This is a genomic window from Guyparkeria sp., from assembly GCF_046545975.1.
In the GTDB taxonomy this organism is placed as follows: Bacteria; Pseudomonadota; Gammaproteobacteria; order Halothiobacillales; family Halothiobacillaceae; genus Guyparkeria.
The window spans coordinates 1-15,845 of sequence record NZ_JBKGYT010000009.1 but is presented as its reverse complement, the minus strand read 5'-3'; the positions used below and the strand labels follow the sequence as shown (position 1 = coordinate 15,845).

General features: G+C 66.3%; 13 protein-coding genes. 2 read left to right on the top strand and 11 right to left on the bottom strand.

Annotated features, from left to right (window positions below; all coding sequences use genetic code 11):
* The 11 genes from ACLFMY_RS01780 to mtnA all read right to left on the bottom strand — a co-directional run bounded on the left by ACLFMY_RS01780 (position 1) and on the right by mtnA (position 13,926).
* Positions 1–318: an integration host factor subunit beta gene (locus ACLFMY_RS01780; RefSeq protein WP_410762812.1), complete on the bottom strand. Its 318-nt coding sequence runs from the start codon at positions 316–318 to the stop codon at positions 1–3.
* A gap of 108 nt (positions 319–426) precedes the next feature.
* Entirely contained in the window at positions 427–2,100 is a 1,674-nt protein-coding gene (rpsA, locus tag ACLFMY_RS01775; RefSeq protein WP_410762795.1) for a 30S ribosomal protein S1, read from the bottom strand.
* Positions 2,101–2,260: 160 nt separating this feature from the next.
* Positions 2,261–2,929, bottom strand: coding sequence for a (d)CMP kinase (cmk, locus tag ACLFMY_RS01770; protein ID WP_410762794.1), 669 nt, complete (start codon positions 2,927–2,929; stop codon positions 2,261–2,263).
* Positions 2,930–2,948: 19 nt separating this feature from the next.
* Complete coding sequence (aroA, locus tag ACLFMY_RS01765) at positions 2,949–4,304, bottom strand: 3-phosphoshikimate 1-carboxyvinyltransferase (RefSeq protein ID WP_410762793.1); 1,356 nt, start codon at positions 4,302–4,304, stop codon at positions 2,949–2,951.
* 67 nt (positions 4,305–4,371) lie between these two features.
* A complete protein-coding gene (locus tag ACLFMY_RS01760) occupies positions 4,372–5,286 on the bottom strand; it encodes a prephenate dehydrogenase (RefSeq protein WP_410762792.1) in 915 nt (304 codons plus the stop codon).
* Positions 5,279–6,454: a histidinol-phosphate transaminase gene (gene hisC / locus ACLFMY_RS01755; protein ID WP_410762791.1), complete on the bottom strand. Its 1,176-nt coding sequence runs from the start codon at positions 6,452–6,454 to the stop codon at positions 5,279–5,281. The genes ACLFMY_RS01760 and hisC overlap by 8 nt, the downstream gene beginning before the upstream one ends.
* A complete protein-coding gene (gene pheA / locus ACLFMY_RS01750) occupies positions 6,455–7,600 on the bottom strand; it encodes a prephenate dehydratase (RefSeq protein WP_410762790.1) in 1,146 nt (381 codons plus the stop codon).
* Between the two features lie 15 nt (positions 7,601–7,615).
* On the bottom strand, positions 7,616–8,779 hold the full coding sequence (locus ACLFMY_RS01745; protein ID WP_410762788.1) for a 3-phosphoglycerate dehydrogenase family protein: 1,164 nt from the start codon (positions 8,777–8,779) through the stop codon (positions 7,616–7,618).
* 49 nt (positions 8,780–8,828) lie between these two features.
* On the bottom strand, positions 8,829–9,911 hold the full coding sequence (gene serC / locus ACLFMY_RS01740; protein ID WP_410762787.1) for a 3-phosphoserine/phosphohydroxythreonine transaminase: 1,083 nt from the start codon (positions 9,909–9,911) through the stop codon (positions 8,829–8,831).
* Positions 9,912–10,039: 128 nt separating this feature from the next.
* Complete coding sequence (gene gyrA, locus ACLFMY_RS01735; RefSeq protein WP_410762786.1) at positions 10,040–12,613, bottom strand: DNA gyrase subunit A; 2,574 nt, start codon at positions 12,611–12,613, stop codon at positions 10,040–10,042.
* Between the two features lie 278 nt (positions 12,614–12,891).
* A complete protein-coding gene (gene mtnA / locus ACLFMY_RS01730; protein ID WP_410762785.1) occupies positions 12,892–13,926 on the bottom strand; it encodes an S-methyl-5-thioribose-1-phosphate isomerase in 1,035 nt (344 codons plus the stop codon).
* A gap of 247 nt (positions 13,927–14,173) precedes the next feature.
* Here mtnA and ACLFMY_RS01725 point away from each other — a divergent pair, with 247 nt between their 5' ends.
* Entirely contained in the window at positions 14,174–14,791 is a 618-nt protein-coding gene (locus tag ACLFMY_RS01725) for an OmpA family protein (protein ID WP_410762784.1), read from the top strand.
* 169 nt (positions 14,792–14,960) lie between these two features.
* A complete protein-coding gene (locus ACLFMY_RS01720) occupies positions 14,961–15,791 on the top strand; it encodes a mechanosensitive ion channel family protein (protein WP_410762783.1) in 831 nt (276 codons plus the stop codon).
* The last annotated feature ends 54 nt before the right edge of the window (positions 15,792–15,845 follow it).

Sequence of the window (15,845 nt, the reverse complement as noted above, 5' to 3'; positions counted from 1 at the left end):
TCAGGCCTCGCTTTTCACGGCGGCGTTGACGCGTTCACGCAACTCTTTGCCGGGCTTGAAGTGCGGCACGTACTTCGCGCCCAGGGAAACCGTCTCGCCGGTCTTGGGGTTACGACCGAGGCGCGGACGGCGATAGTTCAGCGAAAAGCTGCCGAACCCGCGGATCTCGATCCGCTCGCCGGCACTCAGGGCATCCATCATCTCGTCGAGCATGAGGCGCACCGAGGTCTCGATGTCGCGCATCGGCAGGTACTGCTGGCGATCGGCCAGCCGTTCGATCAGTTCCGACTTGGTCATCGGTTGCACTCCTTGAGGCACGGCCCGGACGGGCCGTGCGACTTCTGATGTCACGGGGATGCCGCCACGCGGCACCCACAAAAAACGCCATCACGGAGGATGGCGTTTTGAAAGCTCGGCAGGACCGGCTTACTCGGAGCGGCCGAGCTGCTCCTTGAGCAGATCACCCAAGGTCGGCGACGAGGTGCTCGGCGCCTTGTTCAGCTCTTCCATCGCCTCGGCTTCCTCGGCGTGATCCTTGGCGCGGATCGACAGGCTGATCATGCGGTTCTTGCGGTCGATGCCCATGAACTTGGCCTCGACTTCCTCGCCTTCCTTCAGGACGGTGCGGGCGTCGTCGATACGCTCGCGAGCGATGTCGGAGGCACGGATGTAGCCTTCGATGCCGTCACCCAGGTCGACCACGGCGCCGCGGGCGTCGACTTCACGCAGCGTGCCCTTGACGATGCTGCCCTTGGGATGATCGGCCGCCCAGTTGGACAGCGGGTCGTCCTCGAGCTGCTTGAGGCCGAGCGAGATGCGCTCGCGCTCCGGGTCGATGGCGATGACCACCGCCTCGAGCTCTTCGCCCTTCTTGAACTGGCGCACGGCCTCTTCGCCCGGCTCGCTCCAGGACAGGTCGGAGAGGTGAACCAGACCGTCGATGCCGCCTTCCAGGCCGATGAAGATGCCGAAGTCGGTGATCGACTTGATCTGGCCGACGACCTTGTCGCCCTTGGTGTGCGACGCGGCGAAGGCATCCCACGGGTTCGGCTGGCACTGCTTCATGCCCAGCGAGATCCGGCGGCGGTCCTCGTCGATGTCGAGGATCATCACCTCGACCTCGTCGCCGACGTTGACCAGCTTGCCCGGGTTGACGTTCTTGTTGGTCCAGTCCATCTCGGAGACGTGAACCAGGCCTTCGACACCATCCTCGATCTCGACGAAGCAGCCGTAATCGGTGATGTTGGTGACCTTGCCGAACAGGCGGGTGCCGGTCGGGTAGCGACGGGAGATGTCGCTCCACGGGTCCTCGCCCAGCTGCTTGAGGCCCAGCGAGACGCGGTTGCGCTCGCGGTCGAACTTCAGCACCTTGACGTCGATCTCGTCACCGATGTTGACCATCTCGGACGGATGCTTGACGCGCTTCCACGCCATGTCGGTGATGTGCAGCAGGCCGTCGATGCCACCGAGGTCCAGGAACGCACCGTAGTCGGTGAGGTTCTTGACGATACCGCGCAGCACCATGCCTTCCTGCAGCTGCTCGAGCAGCGCTTCGCGCTCGGCGCTGTACTCTTCCTCGACCACGGCACGGCGGGAGACCACCACGTTGTTGCGGCGCTGGTCGAGCTTGATGATCTTGAACTCGATGTCCTTGCCTTCGAGGTAGGTGGTGTCCCGGATCGGGCGCACGTCGACCAGCGAACCCGGCAGGAACGCGCGAACGTCGCCGAGCTCGACGGTGAAACCACCCTTGACCTTCCCGGAAATGCGACCAGTGACGATCTCGTCGTTCTCGAAAGCCTTCTCCAGCTTCTTCCAGGCGCGGGCACGCAGGGCCTTCTCGCGCGACAGGCGGGTCTCGCCGAAGCCGTCTTCCACGGCATCGAGGGCCACTTCGACCTCTTCGCCGACGTTGATGTTCAGCTCGCCGTTCTCGTCGCGGAACTGGTCGGTGGGGATGATCCCTTCCGACTTCAGGCCGGCGTCGACCGTGACGTAGTCATCGTTGATATCGACGACCTTGCCGTAAACGATGGAGCCCGCCTGCATGACGGCATTCTGGAGGCTTTCTTCAAAAAGCTGGGCAAAACTTTCAGACATTAATCAACATTTCCAAGGGTTGACGACTGGACGTTCCAATAGCTGTCCGTCGTGGTAAACAAACACTGGCTTATCCGTCCCTGGGTTTGCCAGACTCAACGGTTGATGACCGGGCGACATTGCCCGCACACAAACACGAGTCGACGGCCACGCCCGGCCACTATTCCCCGGGACCGGCGATCCGGTCCTGGATGTAGCGCCATAGCATGGCCTCCACCTCGTCGATCGAAAGGTCACTGGAATCAACGACTAGCGCATCTTCCGCGGGTCGAAGCGGAGCGACCGACCGATTGCGGTCTCGCTCGTCCCGTTGCCGGATCTCTTCGACGAGGGCGGTAAAACTAGCATCGAATCCATTTTCGATCAACTGCTTATAACGTCGGTCGGCGCGCACCTCCGCACTGGCGTCGAGAAAGATCTTCACCGGGGCCTCGGGAAAGACCACCGTGCCCATGTCGCGGCCATCGGCGACCAGGCCCGGTGCCTGTGCGAAATCCCGCTGGCGCTGCAGCAGCGCCTCTCGCACCTCCGGCCGGGCGGCGATCTGGGAGGCGATCGCGCCGGTGGTCTCGGTACGCAACTCGCGGGTCACGTTTTCCTCGTTGAGAAAGACGTTCCCCTCCTCGTCGAACCGGCAGTCGAGGCGGCGCGCCATGTCGACCACTTCCGGGTCCTGCGGCGCGAGCCCGGCGGCCTGGCTGGCCAGCGCGGTCAGGCGGTAGAGCGCCCCCGAATCGAGCATGCCGAAGCCCAGGCGCGCGGCCAGTCGCCGCGCGACCGTGCCCTTGCCGGAACCGCTGGGACCATCGATGGTGATGACGGGGACCATGAAACCTCCTCGAATGTGTTCAGTGGCGCGACAGTTCCAGGCAACCGCCGAGGCGGTTGAACAGTTCGGCAAACCCCGGAAACGAGGTCTCGACGAACTGGCAGTCGTGGATGGTGATCTCGCCGCGTGCCTTCAGGCCGGCGACGGCGAAGGCCATGGCGATGCGGTGGTCGCCCTGGGCGTAGATGGTCGCCGAGCCGAAGGGCTTCGGCTCGCCGCGCCCCTCGATGATCATGCCGTCGTCCGTCGGCGTGGCGTCGATGCCGAGCTTGGCCAGCCCGTCGGCCATGACCGCAATGCGGTCGGATTCCTTGACCCGCAGCTCCTCGGCACCCGTCAACACCGTGCGCCCCCGGGCGCAGGCGGCGGCGACGAAGATCACCGGGAACTCGTCGATGGCCAGGGGAACCAGCGCCTCGTCGATCTCGATACCCCGGAGTTCGGCGCTTCTCACCCGCAGGTCACCGACCGGCTCGCCACCCACCGTCCGACGGTTCTCGATCCGGATATCCGCGCCCATGGCGAGCAGGATGTCGATCACGCCGGTCCGGGTCGGGTTGAGCCCGACGTGGGTCAACGTGATCTCCGATCCCGGCACGATGCTCGCCGCCACCAGGAAGAACGCGGCCGAGGAGATGTCCGCCGGCACTTCCAGCGCGCCGCCCTGCAGGCGACGCTGGGCCGGATCGCCCTGCCCCAGGCAGACGCGATTGGCCTCGCGTGTCACTTCGAGACCGAAGCCCGACAGCATCCGTTCGGTGTGATCGCGCGTCGGGGCCGGCTCGGTGACGCAGGTCTGCCCCTCGGCGTACAGACCGGCCAGCAGGACGCAGGACTTCACCTGCGCGCTGGCCATCGGCATCGCGTAGTCGATCGCCCGGAGCGCCTGTCCGCCGCGGATCGTCAGCGGCGAACGCCCCTCGGGGCCGGACTCGATCCGCGCACCCATCTCGGTCAGCGGGTCGATCACCCGCTTCATGGGCCGACGGGAGAGCGAGGCGTCCCCCTCGAGCACCGTGTCGAATGCCTGCCCGGCGAGAATCCCGGCCATCAGGCGCATCGACGTGCCCGAGTTGCCCACGTACAGCGGCTTCGCCGGGGGCGTCAGGCCGTGAAGGCCGACGCCCCGGATGGTGACCCGCCCGTTCTCCGGGTCGCTGATCTCCACCCCCATGGCACGGAAGCAGCGCAGGGTGTTGAGGCTGTCCTCGCCCTCGAGGAACCCGGTCACCTCGGTGGTGCCATCGGCCAGGGAGCCGAGCATGATCGAACGGTGGGAGATCGACTTGTCCCCCGGCACGCGCGCCTCGCCCGACAGGCGTTCGACGGCCGTGCTGCGGAAGGTCAACGAGGCGGTGTCATGAACAGAAGACATGTGGCAGTCGTCCGGATGATTGAAGAATTGAGTCGTGGCGTCGTGCGGGCGGCAGGCGAAGCAGCTGTCACTCGCCGGCCGGTCGAGCGGGTCCGCCCTTCCGCCCGTCGCCGCTGTCGGCCACCGGGTAGAGCGCGTCCCGCACCGCCTTGGCGTCGGCGAAGTAGCGCTCGAGCGCCTCGCCGTCGCGACCGGCCATCAGTTCCCGCAGCCGGTCCAGCTCGTCCCGGTAGTGATCGAGCATTCCCAGGATCTCGTCGCGGTTGTCGAGGCAGATGTCCCGCCACATCACCGGGTCGGAGCTGGCAATGCGAGTGAAGTCGCGAAAGCCGCCGGCGGCGTAGCGGAAGACCTCGTAGCGTTCTGCCAGCCTCGCCAGGGCCGAAACCATGGCGAAAGCCGCCGCATGCGGCAGATGCGACGTCGCCGCGAGGACATGGTCGTGGTGGGCGACGTCGAGGCGCTCGACCCGTGCACCGACCGCCTGCCACATCGCCTCGATCCGGGCGACGTCGTCCGGGGCATTCTCCGGCAGAGGCGTGAGGATGACACGATGACCCCGGTAGAGATCGGCGGTCGCCGCCGAGGGACCGCTGTGCTCGCGCCCGGCGATGGGGTGGCCGGGCACGAAACGCGCCAGCTGTGTCGACGAGAGGTGCGCCCGTGCCCGGTCGACCACGGCACCCTTGACGCTGCCGCCGTCGGTGATCAGCGCCGTCTCGGGCAGGCAGTCGGCCAGCTCGGCCAGCACGGCGTCCATCGCCGTCACCGGGGTCGCAAGAAAGACGACGTCCGCACCAGCGACCGCCTCGGCGACCGAGTCGGCCGGCCGGTCGATCAGGCCGAGGCGCTCGGCCGACAGCCGGGTCTCCAGCCGCCGGCTGTAGCCGACCACCTCGCCGACCGCCCCCTGCGCCCGCAGGCCGAGCGCCAGAGAGCCACCGATCAGGCCCGTCCCGATCAGCGCCAGCCGATCAATCATCGGACTCGTCCTCGGCCGCCAGCCGGCCCAGTGCCCGTTCCAGCGCGGCGACGGCCCGCTCGTTCTGCTCGGCGGTACCGATGGTGATGCGCAGCGCGGTCGACAATCCTCCGCGGGCATCCGGCCCGCCCAGCGGACGGACGATCACGCCCTCGCGCAGCATCTGTTCGAACACGCGGCCGGCCCCGAAGGGGGTGAGTACCGTGATGAAGTTCGCCCGGCTCGGAACGGTCGACCAGCCACGCTCGCGCGCGGCGGCCTGCCATTGCTCGAGCCCCGCCCGGTTGACCGCCCGGCTCTCGTTGATGAACGCCGCGTCCTCGAGCGCCGCCTCGGCCGCCTGCAACGCCAGGGCATTGACGTTGAAGGGGTGACGCACCCGGTCGAGCAGGCTCGCGATCGCGGGGTCACTGACGGCAAACCCCACGCGCAGGGCCGCCAGGCCGAAGATCTTGGAGAAGGTGCGCGTGACCACCAGGTTCGGGTAGTGCGCGAGCAACTCGATACCGTCCGGGAAGGAGGGCTCCTCGACGTATTCCGTGTAGGCCTCGTCGAGTACCACGATGACGTCCTCCGGTACCGCGTCGAGCAGTCCGCGCAGCTGTGCGGCCTCCACCCAGGTCCCGGTCGGGTTGTTGGGGTTGGCGAGGAAGACCACGCGGGTGCGTTCATCGATCGCGGCGGCCATGGCCTCGAGGTCGGCGCCGAACGGCATCACCGGATCGTCCGGCGGCCGGGCCGGCACCACCTTCGCCTCGGCCCCGGCCGCCTGGGTGGCCAGGGGATAGACAGCGAAGGCATGCTCGGAGAACACCGCGTTGGCCCCGGGCTCGAGGTAGGCGCGCGCCACCAGTTCCAGCACGTCGTTCGAGCCGTTGCCCAAGGTGATCTGTTCCGGGTGCACGCCGTAGTGGTCGGCGATCGCCCGCTTGAGGCGGTAGCCACTGCCGTCCGGGTAGACATGCAGATCGGTCAGGCCCTCCCGCAGCGCCTCGACAGCGCGGGGAGACGCCCCGAGCGGGTTCTCGTTGGAGGCCAGCTTGAGCACGTCGCTGATGCCGTGCTCGCGTGCCACCTCCTCGACCGGCTTGCCGGGTACGTAGGGACTGATCGCCTGGACACAGGCTCGCGCGCGCACGGCGGCCGACGGACGTTCCTCGCGATCCATCTACTTCCCTCCCGGGTGGCTGATCGCCGGCACCGGGTAGGAGCCGAGCACCCGCAACTGCCCGCAGTGCGGGCGCAACCGGTCGAGCGCGGCGGCCACGGGCGGCTCGTCCCGGTGCCCGGCAATGTCGATGAAGAAGACGTAGTCCCAGACGCGGTCACGTGCCGGACGCGATTCGATACGCAGGACGTCGATCCCCGCCTCGGACAGCGGCAGAAGCAGCCGCGACAAGGCCCCGGGTTCGTTGGTCACCGACAGCAGGAGGGCCGTCTTGTCGTTGCCGGAGGGCGCGACCGGCTCGCGACCCAGCACGGCGAATCGCGTGGTGTTCTGGACGTTGTCCTGGATGTTGGCCGCGCGCACGACCAGGCCGTGCCGCTCGGCGGCGAAGGCCGGCCCGATGGCGAATACCTCCGGGTCGGTCGCCGCCTGCTGCGCCGCCGCACTGTTGCTCGCCACCGCCATGCGTTCGACACCCGGGAAATGGGCGTCGAGCCACTCGCGACACTGGGCCAGCGACTGGGCATGCGAGACGATGCAGCGGGGATGCGATGGGGCATCCGGGAGGGCAAGCAATTGCTGGTCGATCCGCATTGCCACCTCGCCGCAGAGCAGCAGGTCACTGCCGGCGAGCGAATCGAGCGTGACCGAGACGCTGCCCTCGGTGGAGTTCTCCAGCGGCACCACGCCGAAATCGACGCTGCCGGCGGAGACCGCACGGAAGACCTCGGGGATCCCCGGCTCGAACTGCAGCCGGCCGCCGTGACCGAAGGCCGCGACGGCCGCCAGCTCGGAGAAGGTCCCGCTCGGACCGAGGGTCGCGATTGACAGTGGGCGCTCATGTGCCAGGCAGGCCGACATCACCTCCCGGAACAGCCAGGCCACGGTGTCGTCGTCCAGTGGACCCGGGTTGAGCTCCCGGATGCGGGCGAGCACCTGGGCCTCCCGCTCGGGGCGGTAGAAGGACTGCCCCGGCGAACACTCGGGATCCCGCTGCTTGATGTGGGCGACCTGCTCGGCCAGGCGCGCACGCTGGCTGATCAGCTCGAGCAGTTGCCTATCGAGATCGTCGATCAGCCCGCGCACCTCGTCCAGGCTGTCGGGCAGCGTTGCGGGTGCCGCCGGCTTGGACTGGTTACCGCCCATGGACCCGGCAGGAGATCAGAGCAGGCGCAGGCGCAGAACGCCGTCGATGGCCGCCAGCTCGTCGCGGGTCGCTTCCGGCACCTCGCGGTCGACGTCCAGCAGCGTGTAGGCCACCTTGTCGCGCGACTCGTTGACCAGGTGCTCGATGTTCACCCCGGCCTTGCCGAGGATGTGCGAGATCTGGCCGACCATGTCCGGGCGGTTGAGATTGGCGATCGCGATGCGCTGGACACCGGAACGGGCCATCTGGACGTGCGGCATGTTGACCGCGTTCTTGATGTTGCCGTTCTCGATGTAGTCGCGCACCTGGTCGGCGACCATGATCGCGCAGTTGTCCTCGGCCTCGTCGGTGGACGCACCCAGGTGCGGCAGGGTCAGGCACTTGGGGTGGTTCTTGGTCTTGTTGCTCGGGAAGTCGCAGACGTAGGACAGGGCCTTGCCGTTGTCCAGTGCATCGACCATGGCCTGCTCGTTGACGATGCCGTCACGGGCGAAGTTCAGGACCACGACGTTGTCCTTCATGAACGCCAGGCGCTCGGCGTTGATCAGGTCCCTGGTCTGCTCGATCAGCGGCACGTGCAGGGAAACGAAGTCGGCCTTGGCCAGGACCTCGTCGACGCTGCCCGCCTGGTGGACGTCCGGGGACAGCTCCCAGGCGCGCTCGACGCTGATGCCCGGGTCGAAGCCGATCACGCGCATGCCCAGCGCCTTGGCCGAGTTGGCCACGCGCACGCCGATCGCGCCTAGGCCGATGATGCCCAGCGTGCGGCCCGGCAACTCGAAGCCCTTGAAGTTCTTCTTGCCGGCCTCGGTCGCCTTGTGGATCTCCTCGTCGGAGCCCTCGAGGTTGCGGGCGAAGTCCCAGGCCGGGCCGATGTTGCGGATGGACATCAGCATGCCGGCGATGACCAGCTCCTTGACCGCGTTGGCGTTGGCGCCCGGCGCGTTGAACACCACGACGCCCTTGTCGGTCATGCGATCGACCGGAACGTTGTTGACGCCGGCACCGGCACGACCGATGGCCAGCAGCGACTCCGGCAGGTCCATGTCGTGCATCTTGGCCGAACGGACCAGGATGGCATCGGCGTCAGAGAGCTCTGCACTGATGTCGTACTGGTCAGTCGGCAGGCGCTCGAGGCCCTTGTTGGAGATGGCGTTGAGGGTGTGAATCTTGTACATGTCCGATTCCTTGAATTTGGCTGTCTGACGTTGGCGGCTCGACTCGAGCTCAGCCGTTACGCTTGGCAAAGTCGTTCATGAAGTCGATCAGCGCGTCCACGCCGGACTCCGGCATCGCGTTGTAGATGCTCGCGCGCATGCCGCCGACCGACCGGTGACCGTTGAGCGTGACCAGGCCCTGCTTGCCTGCCTCCTCGAGGAAGGTCTTGTCGAGCGAATCGTCGGCCAGCATGAACGGCACGTTCATCCACGAGCGATAGGCCGGCTCGACCGGGTTGCTGTAGAAGTCGTTGCCGTCGATGGCGGCGTAGAGCTTCTGGGCCTTGCGCTTGTTGATCTCCGCCATGGCCTCCAGGCCGCCCTTTTCCAGCAGGTGCTCGAATACCAGACCCGCCATGTACCAGGCGTAGGTCGGCGGGGTGTTGTACATGGAGTCGGCCTCGGCCTGGGTGGCCCAGTCGAGCATCGCCGGGGTGTTGTCCCGCGACTTGCCCAGCAGGTCGTCGCGGACGATGACGATCGTCAGGCCGGCCGGGCCGATGTTCTTCTGCGCACCGGCGTAGATGACGCCGAATTTCGAGACGTCGATCGGGCGCGACAGGATGGTCGAGGACATGTCCGCGACCAGGGGGACGTCGCCGGTGTCCGGGATGTATGGGAACTCGACGCCGGCGATGGTCTCGTTCGGGGTGTAGTGGACGTAGTCGGCGTCAGCGGAGAACTTGATCTCTCCCTCGGCCGGCAGCGTGGTGAAGTTCTGCGGCTTGGTGTCGGCAACGACGTTGACGTCGCAGAGGCGCTTGGCTTCCTTGATCGCCTTGACCGACCAGTGGCCGGTGTTCAGGTAGTCGGCCTTGCCCGAGCCGTTGGCCAGGTTCAGCGGAATCGCGCCGAACTGGGTGGAGGCACCACCCTGCAGGAACAGCACCTTGTAGTTGTCCGGGATGTTCATCAGCTTGCGCAGGTTGGCTTCCGCCCGCTCGGCAATGCCGACGAAATGCTTGCCGCGATGGCTCATTTCCATGACCGACATGCCGGTCCCCTGGTAATCGACCAACTCGTCCCGCGCGCGGGTGAGGACTTCGGTGGGCAACATCGCCGGACCGGCGCTGAAGTTGTAAACGCGAGCCATGACTACTCCTGAACAGAAACGGAAAACAAGCGACCGGGCGATGATTCGCCCGGCCTTTTCATTCGATCGAAACCCCCGGCCTGCCGGGGGCTAGACGGCGTGGCGACGTTCCCTCGCCACGGCGGGGATCACTCCTCCGCGCCCCGGTCCTCGAGCTCCTCGTCACCTTCATCATCCATGGCCGCGACCGGTTCGACCTGAACCAGCCGCTCGTCCTTGCCCAGACGGATGAGGGTCACGCCCTGGGTATTGCGCGACAGGGAGGAAATCTGGGACACCTCGGTGCGCACGAGTGTACCGCGGTTGGAGATCAGAATCACCTCGTCGGCCTCGCGCACCAGCACGGCACCGACCAGTTCGCCGTTGCGCTCGCTGGTATTGATGGCGATCACACCCTGCCCGCCACGGTTGTAGACGGGAAACTCGTCGGTGGGCGTGCGCTTGCCATAGCCATTCTCGGTGGCGGTGAGCACTTCGCCTTCGTCGACCACGATCAGCGAGACCACGTACTGACCTTCCTGCAGGCGAATGCCGCGCACCCCGGCCGCCGTTCGGCCCATCGAGCGAACGTCGCCCTCCACGAACCGGGTCGCCTTGCCCGCGTTGGTGAACAGCATGATCTCGCGGGCCCCGTCGGTCAGCGCCGCGCCGATCAGCCGGTCGCCCTCGCGCAGGTCGATGGCGATGATGCCGGCCTGCCGCGGCCGGGAGAAGTCGACCAGCGGGGTCTTCTTCACCTGGCCATTGCGCGTGGCGAAGAAGATGTAGTGATCGTCGACGAACTCGCGGATCGGCAGCATGGTGTTGATGCACTCGCCGTCCTGCAGCGGCAGCACGTTGACCACCGGCCGGCCACGGGCACCGCGCGCCCCCTGCGGCAGCTGGTAGACCTTGCGCCAGTAGACACGCCCGAAGTTGGTGAACATCAGTACCCAGGCGTGGGTGCTGGCGACCAGCAGTTGCTCGATGACGTCCTCGTCTTTCATGCGGGTCGAGGCCTTGCCCCGGCCGCCGCGGCGCTGGCTGCGGTAGTCGGCCAGCGACTGGGTCTTGATGTAGCCCTCGCGCGAGAGCGTGACCACGCGATCTTCCTCGGCGATCAGGTCCTCCATCGAGAGGTCCTCGTAATCGACGATGATCTCGGTGCGGCGCGGATCGGCGTACTCGTCCTTGATCCGCATCAGCTCGTCGCGGATGACCTGCATCAGGCGCTCGTCCGAACGCAGGATGTCGAGCAGGTCGATGATGCGCTCGAGCAGCGTGGCGTACTCCTCGACGATCTTGTCCTGCTCGAGGCCGGTCAGCCGGTTCAGACGCATCTCGAGGATGGCCTGCGCCTGCTCGGGCGAGAGGCGGTAGCTGCCGTCCTCCTGCAGGCCGAACTCGTCGCCCAACGCCTCGGGGCGCGAGGCGGCGGCATCGGCCTTCTCGAGCATGGCGCGCACCACACCCGACTCCCAGGTGCCGTCGAGCAGCTTGACCTTGGCCTCGGCGGGCGTCGGCGCGGACTTGATCACGGCGATCATCGGATCGATGTTCGCCAGCGCCACGGCCAGGCCCTCGAGGATATGCGCCCGGTCGCGCGCCTTGCGCAATTCGAAGATGGTGCGGCGGGTGACCACCTCGCGACGGTGGCGCAGGAAGACGTTGAGGATCTCGCGCAGGCCCACGGTGCGCGGCTGGCCGTCGACCAGCGCCACCATGTTGATGCCGAAGACGCTCTGCAACTGCGTCTGCTGGTAGAGGTTGTTGAGAAGCACGTCGGGCATCTCGCCGCGCTTGCACTCGATGACGACCCGCATGCCTTCCTTGTCGGACTCGTCGCGCAACTCGGCGATGCCCTCGATCTTCTTCTCGCGCACCAGCTCGGCGATGCGCTCGATCAGCCGAGCCTTGTTGACCTGGTAGGGCAGCTCGGTGATGACGATCGAGGTGCGGTCGGTCTTCTCGCTGTCCTCGAACTCCGCCCGGGCGCGCATCACGCAGCGGCCGCGACCGGTCAGGTAGGCGTCGCGCAGCCCGGCCGCGCCGTTGATAATGCCCGCAGTGGGAAAGTCCGGCGCCGGCACGAAGGCGAGCAGGTCCTCGTCACTGATGGCCGGGTCGTCGATCAGCGCGACCGTGGCGTCGAGCACCTCGCCGAGATTGTGCGGCGGGATGTTGGTGGCCATGCCCACGGCGATGCCCGAGGAGCCGTTGACCAGCAGGTTCGGGAACTGGGCGGGAAGGACCTGCGGCTCGGATTCCGAGCCGTCGTAGTTGTCGATGAAGTCGACGGTTTCCTTGTCGATGTCGGCGAGCAGCTCGTGGGCGATCTTCGCCATGCGCACTTCGGTGTAACGCATCGCCGCCGGGGCATCGCCGTCGACCGAGCCGAAGTTGCCCTGCCCGTCGATGAGCATGTTGCGCATGGAGAAGTCCTGCGCCATGCGCACCAGCGCGTCGTAGACCGCCGAATCACCGTGCGGGTGATACTTACCGATGACGTCACCCACGACACGCGCGGACTTCTTGTAGGGCTTGTTCCACTCGTTGCCCAGCTCGCGCATGGCATAGAGGACACGACGATGTACCGGCTTGAGGCCGTCGCGCGCATCCGGCAGCGCACGCCCCACGATCACGCTCATGGCGTAATCGAGATAGGACTGCCGCATCTCGTCTTCGAGATTGACCGGGAAGATTTCTTGAGCGAACTGAGTCATGCGAGTGTCCTGGTACCCACGAATATCCTGTTTATCCGCGTGTGAGCGGCAATTTGGCGCCGGGGCGGCCCGGCGATCACGGCCGGGTCGCGTGCCCTCATCCCCCGCCAACGGGCACGCACGAGAGGACTGTCGGCGCGGCGCCGAGGCGACTCGGACCGGCAGCCTCCACGAAGCGGGTCATGTTACCACAGGGGGCGATCGCCACGGCGGGGCGCCATACCGCTACGCCATCGCCCCCTCGCCGCGCCCCGCCGGGGGACGACGGTTCGTCGCCGTCACCGGAAAAGCCCGGCGACCCCGGCCCGATCCGGCCGGTGCAGTACCCCCTTCTCGGTGACCAGCACATCGATCAGTTCGGCGGGGGTGACATCGAAGGACGGGTTGTGAACGGGCGCGTCGACGGGGGCGATCAGCCGACCGGCCAGCGAACGCACTTCCTCCGCCGGCCTCTGCTCGATCTCGATCGCGGCCCCGTCCGGACAGGACCGGTCGATGGTGGCCCGGGGCGCGACCACCATGAAACCGACCCCGTGGTGACGAGCCAGCACGGCCAGCGAATAGGTGCCGATCTTGTTGGCCGTATCACCGTTCGCGGCGACCCGGTCGGCACCGACGATGACCCACCCCACGTCGCCGGTGGCCAGCACGCTCGCCGCCGCGCCGTCGCAGATCAGGCGATAGGGAATCGATTCCTGCTGCAGCTCCCAGGCCGTCAGCCGCGCCCCCTGCAACCAGGGTCGCGTCTCGTCGACGAACACCTGCTCGATGCGCCCGGCCGCCCACGCATCGCGAATCACGCCCAGTGCGGTGCCCTGCCCGCCCGTGGCCAGCGCCCCCGTATTGCAATGGGTGAGCACGGACTTGCCGGGAGAGATGAGGGCAACCCCGGCCTGACTCATCCGGAGATTGGCCTCCAGATCCTCGGCATCGATGGCTCTCGCCTCGTCGAGAAGGGCGGCCACACGGCCTTCGGCAGAGTTGGCCGCCTCGCGCTCCAGCCGGGCGACCATGCGGTCAAGCGCCCAGACGAGATTGACGGCGGTCGGACGGGCCGCGGCCAGCTCCCGGTAGACGGAATCCAGCCCCGCCGGGCTGACATCCCCACCCCCCGTCAATACGGCACGGGCCCCGAGCACGTAGCCGTACGCTCCGGCAATCCCGATGGCCGGAGCCCCACGAACGACCATGTCACGTATCACTTTCGCCACGTCTGTTGCACGGTTACAACAAACCCAGGTCTCCTGGTGCGGCAACGCTCTCTGGTCGAGGACGTGGAGATTGTTTTCCTTGTATATCAGCGGCTTGAGCATTTACTGGCACCTGGCGAAAAACGAAGCGAAATCCCGGGCGATTCACCTGATAGCGGTCGTCCGGGCCGGTCTATCGACGGCAACCGTTGTCCGACACAACAACGAAGGGCGGCTATTTTTGCACTTTGCCTGAGTGGACGACTACTATTTCAATCAGATTCAATCGTCAAAGGATCTGAATCGCTCCACTCTAGCGACACCCAACGTCATCCTCTCTGACTTAAAGAGAAACAAGGAGATTTCACAGATGAAGAAAATGACCGTGCTCGCTGCTTCCGTCGCAGCCACGTTTGCCTTCTCTGGCCAGACCTATGCCGGGGGCGAAGACCCGTACGTTTACGACAGCAACGGCAACCCGGTCATGACCGGCCATGGCCCGTGCCTGTACAACGGTCACGGCACCCTGAACGAAGACACCGCCATCGAGGCCTGCAACCCCGAGCTGGTCAAGAAGGAAGAAGCCGCTCCGGCACCGAAGCCGGCCGTCGAGCCGCCCCCGGAGCCGAAGGCCGAGAAAGTCACCCTCGAGGCTGACACCTACTTCGACTTCGACAAGTCGAACCTCAAGCCGGAAGGCAAGGAGACTCTCGACGAGCTGGTCAGCGACATGGGTGACCTGAACTCCATCGCCGAGGTCGAGGTGATTGGTCACACCGACAGCATCGGTACCGAAGAGTACAACCAGGGCCTGTCCGAGCGTCGCGCCGCGACCGTCAAGGACTACCTGACCTCCAAGGACATTCCGGCTGACGTGATCAACACCGAAGGTCGTGGCGAGCTCGAGCCGGTCGCGACCAACGAGACCCGCGAAGGCCGCGCCAAGAACCGTCGCGTCGAGATCACGACCAAGGGCACTGCCGAATAAGTCGTCACCCCACGACGCCGCGAAAGACACCGCCTCCGGGCGGTGTTTTTGTTTGTGGCCCCGAAAGACACTCTGCGCTGAAACGGGGCACAGATGCCCCCTATACTGCCCCGACGAGGCCGCGAGTCCGACTTGCACTCGCCACAAGAACACCATCTGAGGGATCACCATGGAAGAGAGCTTCTTCTCCGTTTACCTGCTGCCCTGGATCATCAAGATCCTGACGGCTGTCGCCATTGCGGCCGCCGGCTACTTCATCGCGAAGGCCGGCGCACCCTGGCTGAACCGACTGCTGTCGAGAACGGGACTCGACAGGATGCTGGTCGGCTTCATCGTTGCGCTTGCCCGGACGGCCTTCCTGCTGTTCGTCGCGATCGCCGCACTCTCCCAGCTTGGCCTGGACACCACCTCGCTGGTCGCCCTGATCGCCGGTGCCGGCATCGCCGTCGGTCTGGCCCTGAAGGATTCGCTGGGCAACTTCGCCGCCGGCGTGATGATTCTCCTCTTCCGCCCCTTCAAGGCGGGCGACTTCATCATCACCAGCGGCCTGATGGGCACGGTCAACGAGATCGGCATCTTCCACACGCGCATGAACACGCCGGACAACGTCGAGCTGATCGTGCCCAACGGCCAGCTCTACTCGGCGGCGATCTCCAACTACAGCGTCCGTGACACCCGCCGACTCGACCTGGCCGTGGGCATCGACTACGGCGATGACATCGCCCGCGCCAAGGACCTGATCATGGAGGTGTTCGAACAGGACGACCGCGTGCTCAAGGAACCGGCACCGGTCATCCTCGTCGACCAGTTCGGCGCCTCGAGCGTTGACCTGATCGTCCGCCCATGGGTGCGCGCGGCGGACATGCCGGTGATCAAGTCCGACCTGCAACAGCAGATCAAGGAAACCTTCGACGCCAACGGCATCACCATCCCGTTCCCCCAGCTGGTCGTCAGCGAAACGCGAAACGAGGAAGAAGCACCGAAAGCCCAGTCTTCCTGAGACCGACGTTCGGCCCAGCCGTAACGCAAGAAACCCCGCGCCGCGGGGTTTTCT

What these genes read in the sequence shown, in the direction of transcription:
- mtnA (WP_410762785.1), bottom strand. Translation starts at nt 13,926, where the DNA reads ATGCTCAAGCCGCTGATATACAAGGAAAACAATCTCCACGTCCTCGAC.
- ACLFMY_RS01760 (WP_410762792.1), bottom strand. Translation starts at nt 5,286, where the DNA reads ATGATTGATCGGCTGGCGCTGATCGGGACGGGCCTGATCGGTGGCTCT.
- aroA (WP_410762793.1), bottom strand. Translation starts at nt 4,304, where the DNA reads ATGTCTTCTGTTCATGACACCGCCTCGTTGACCTTCCGCAGCACGGCC.
- pheA (WP_410762790.1), bottom strand. Translation starts at nt 7,600, where the DNA reads ATGGGCGGTAACCAGTCCAAGCCGGCGGCACCCGCAACGCTGCCCGAC.
- ACLFMY_RS01725 (WP_410762784.1), top strand. Translation starts at nt 14,174, where the DNA reads ATGAAGAAAATGACCGTGCTCGCTGCTTCCGTCGCAGCCACGTTTGCC.
- gyrA (WP_410762786.1), bottom strand. Translation starts at nt 12,613, where the DNA reads ATGACTCAGTTCGCTCAAGAAATCTTCCCGGTCAATCTCGAAGACGAG.
- serC (WP_410762787.1), bottom strand. Translation starts at nt 9,911, where the DNA reads ATGGCTCGCGTTTACAACTTCAGCGCCGGTCCGGCGATGTTGCCCACC.
- cmk (WP_410762794.1), bottom strand. Translation starts at nt 2,929, where the DNA reads ATGGTCCCCGTCATCACCATCGATGGTCCCAGCGGTTCCGGCAAGGGC.
- ACLFMY_RS01745 (WP_410762788.1), bottom strand. Translation starts at nt 8,779, where the DNA reads ATGTACAAGATTCACACCCTCAACGCCATCTCCAACAAGGGCCTCGAG.
- ACLFMY_RS01720 (WP_410762783.1), top strand. Translation starts at nt 14,961, where the DNA reads ATGGAAGAGAGCTTCTTCTCCGTTTACCTGCTGCCCTGGATCATCAAG.
- rpsA (WP_410762795.1), bottom strand. Translation starts at nt 2,100, where the DNA reads ATGTCTGAAAGTTTTGCCCAGCTTTTTGAAGAAAGCCTCCAGAATGCC.
- hisC (WP_410762791.1), bottom strand. Translation starts at nt 6,454, where the DNA reads ATGGATCGCGAGGAACGTCCGTCGGCCGCCGTGCGCGCGCGAGCCTGT.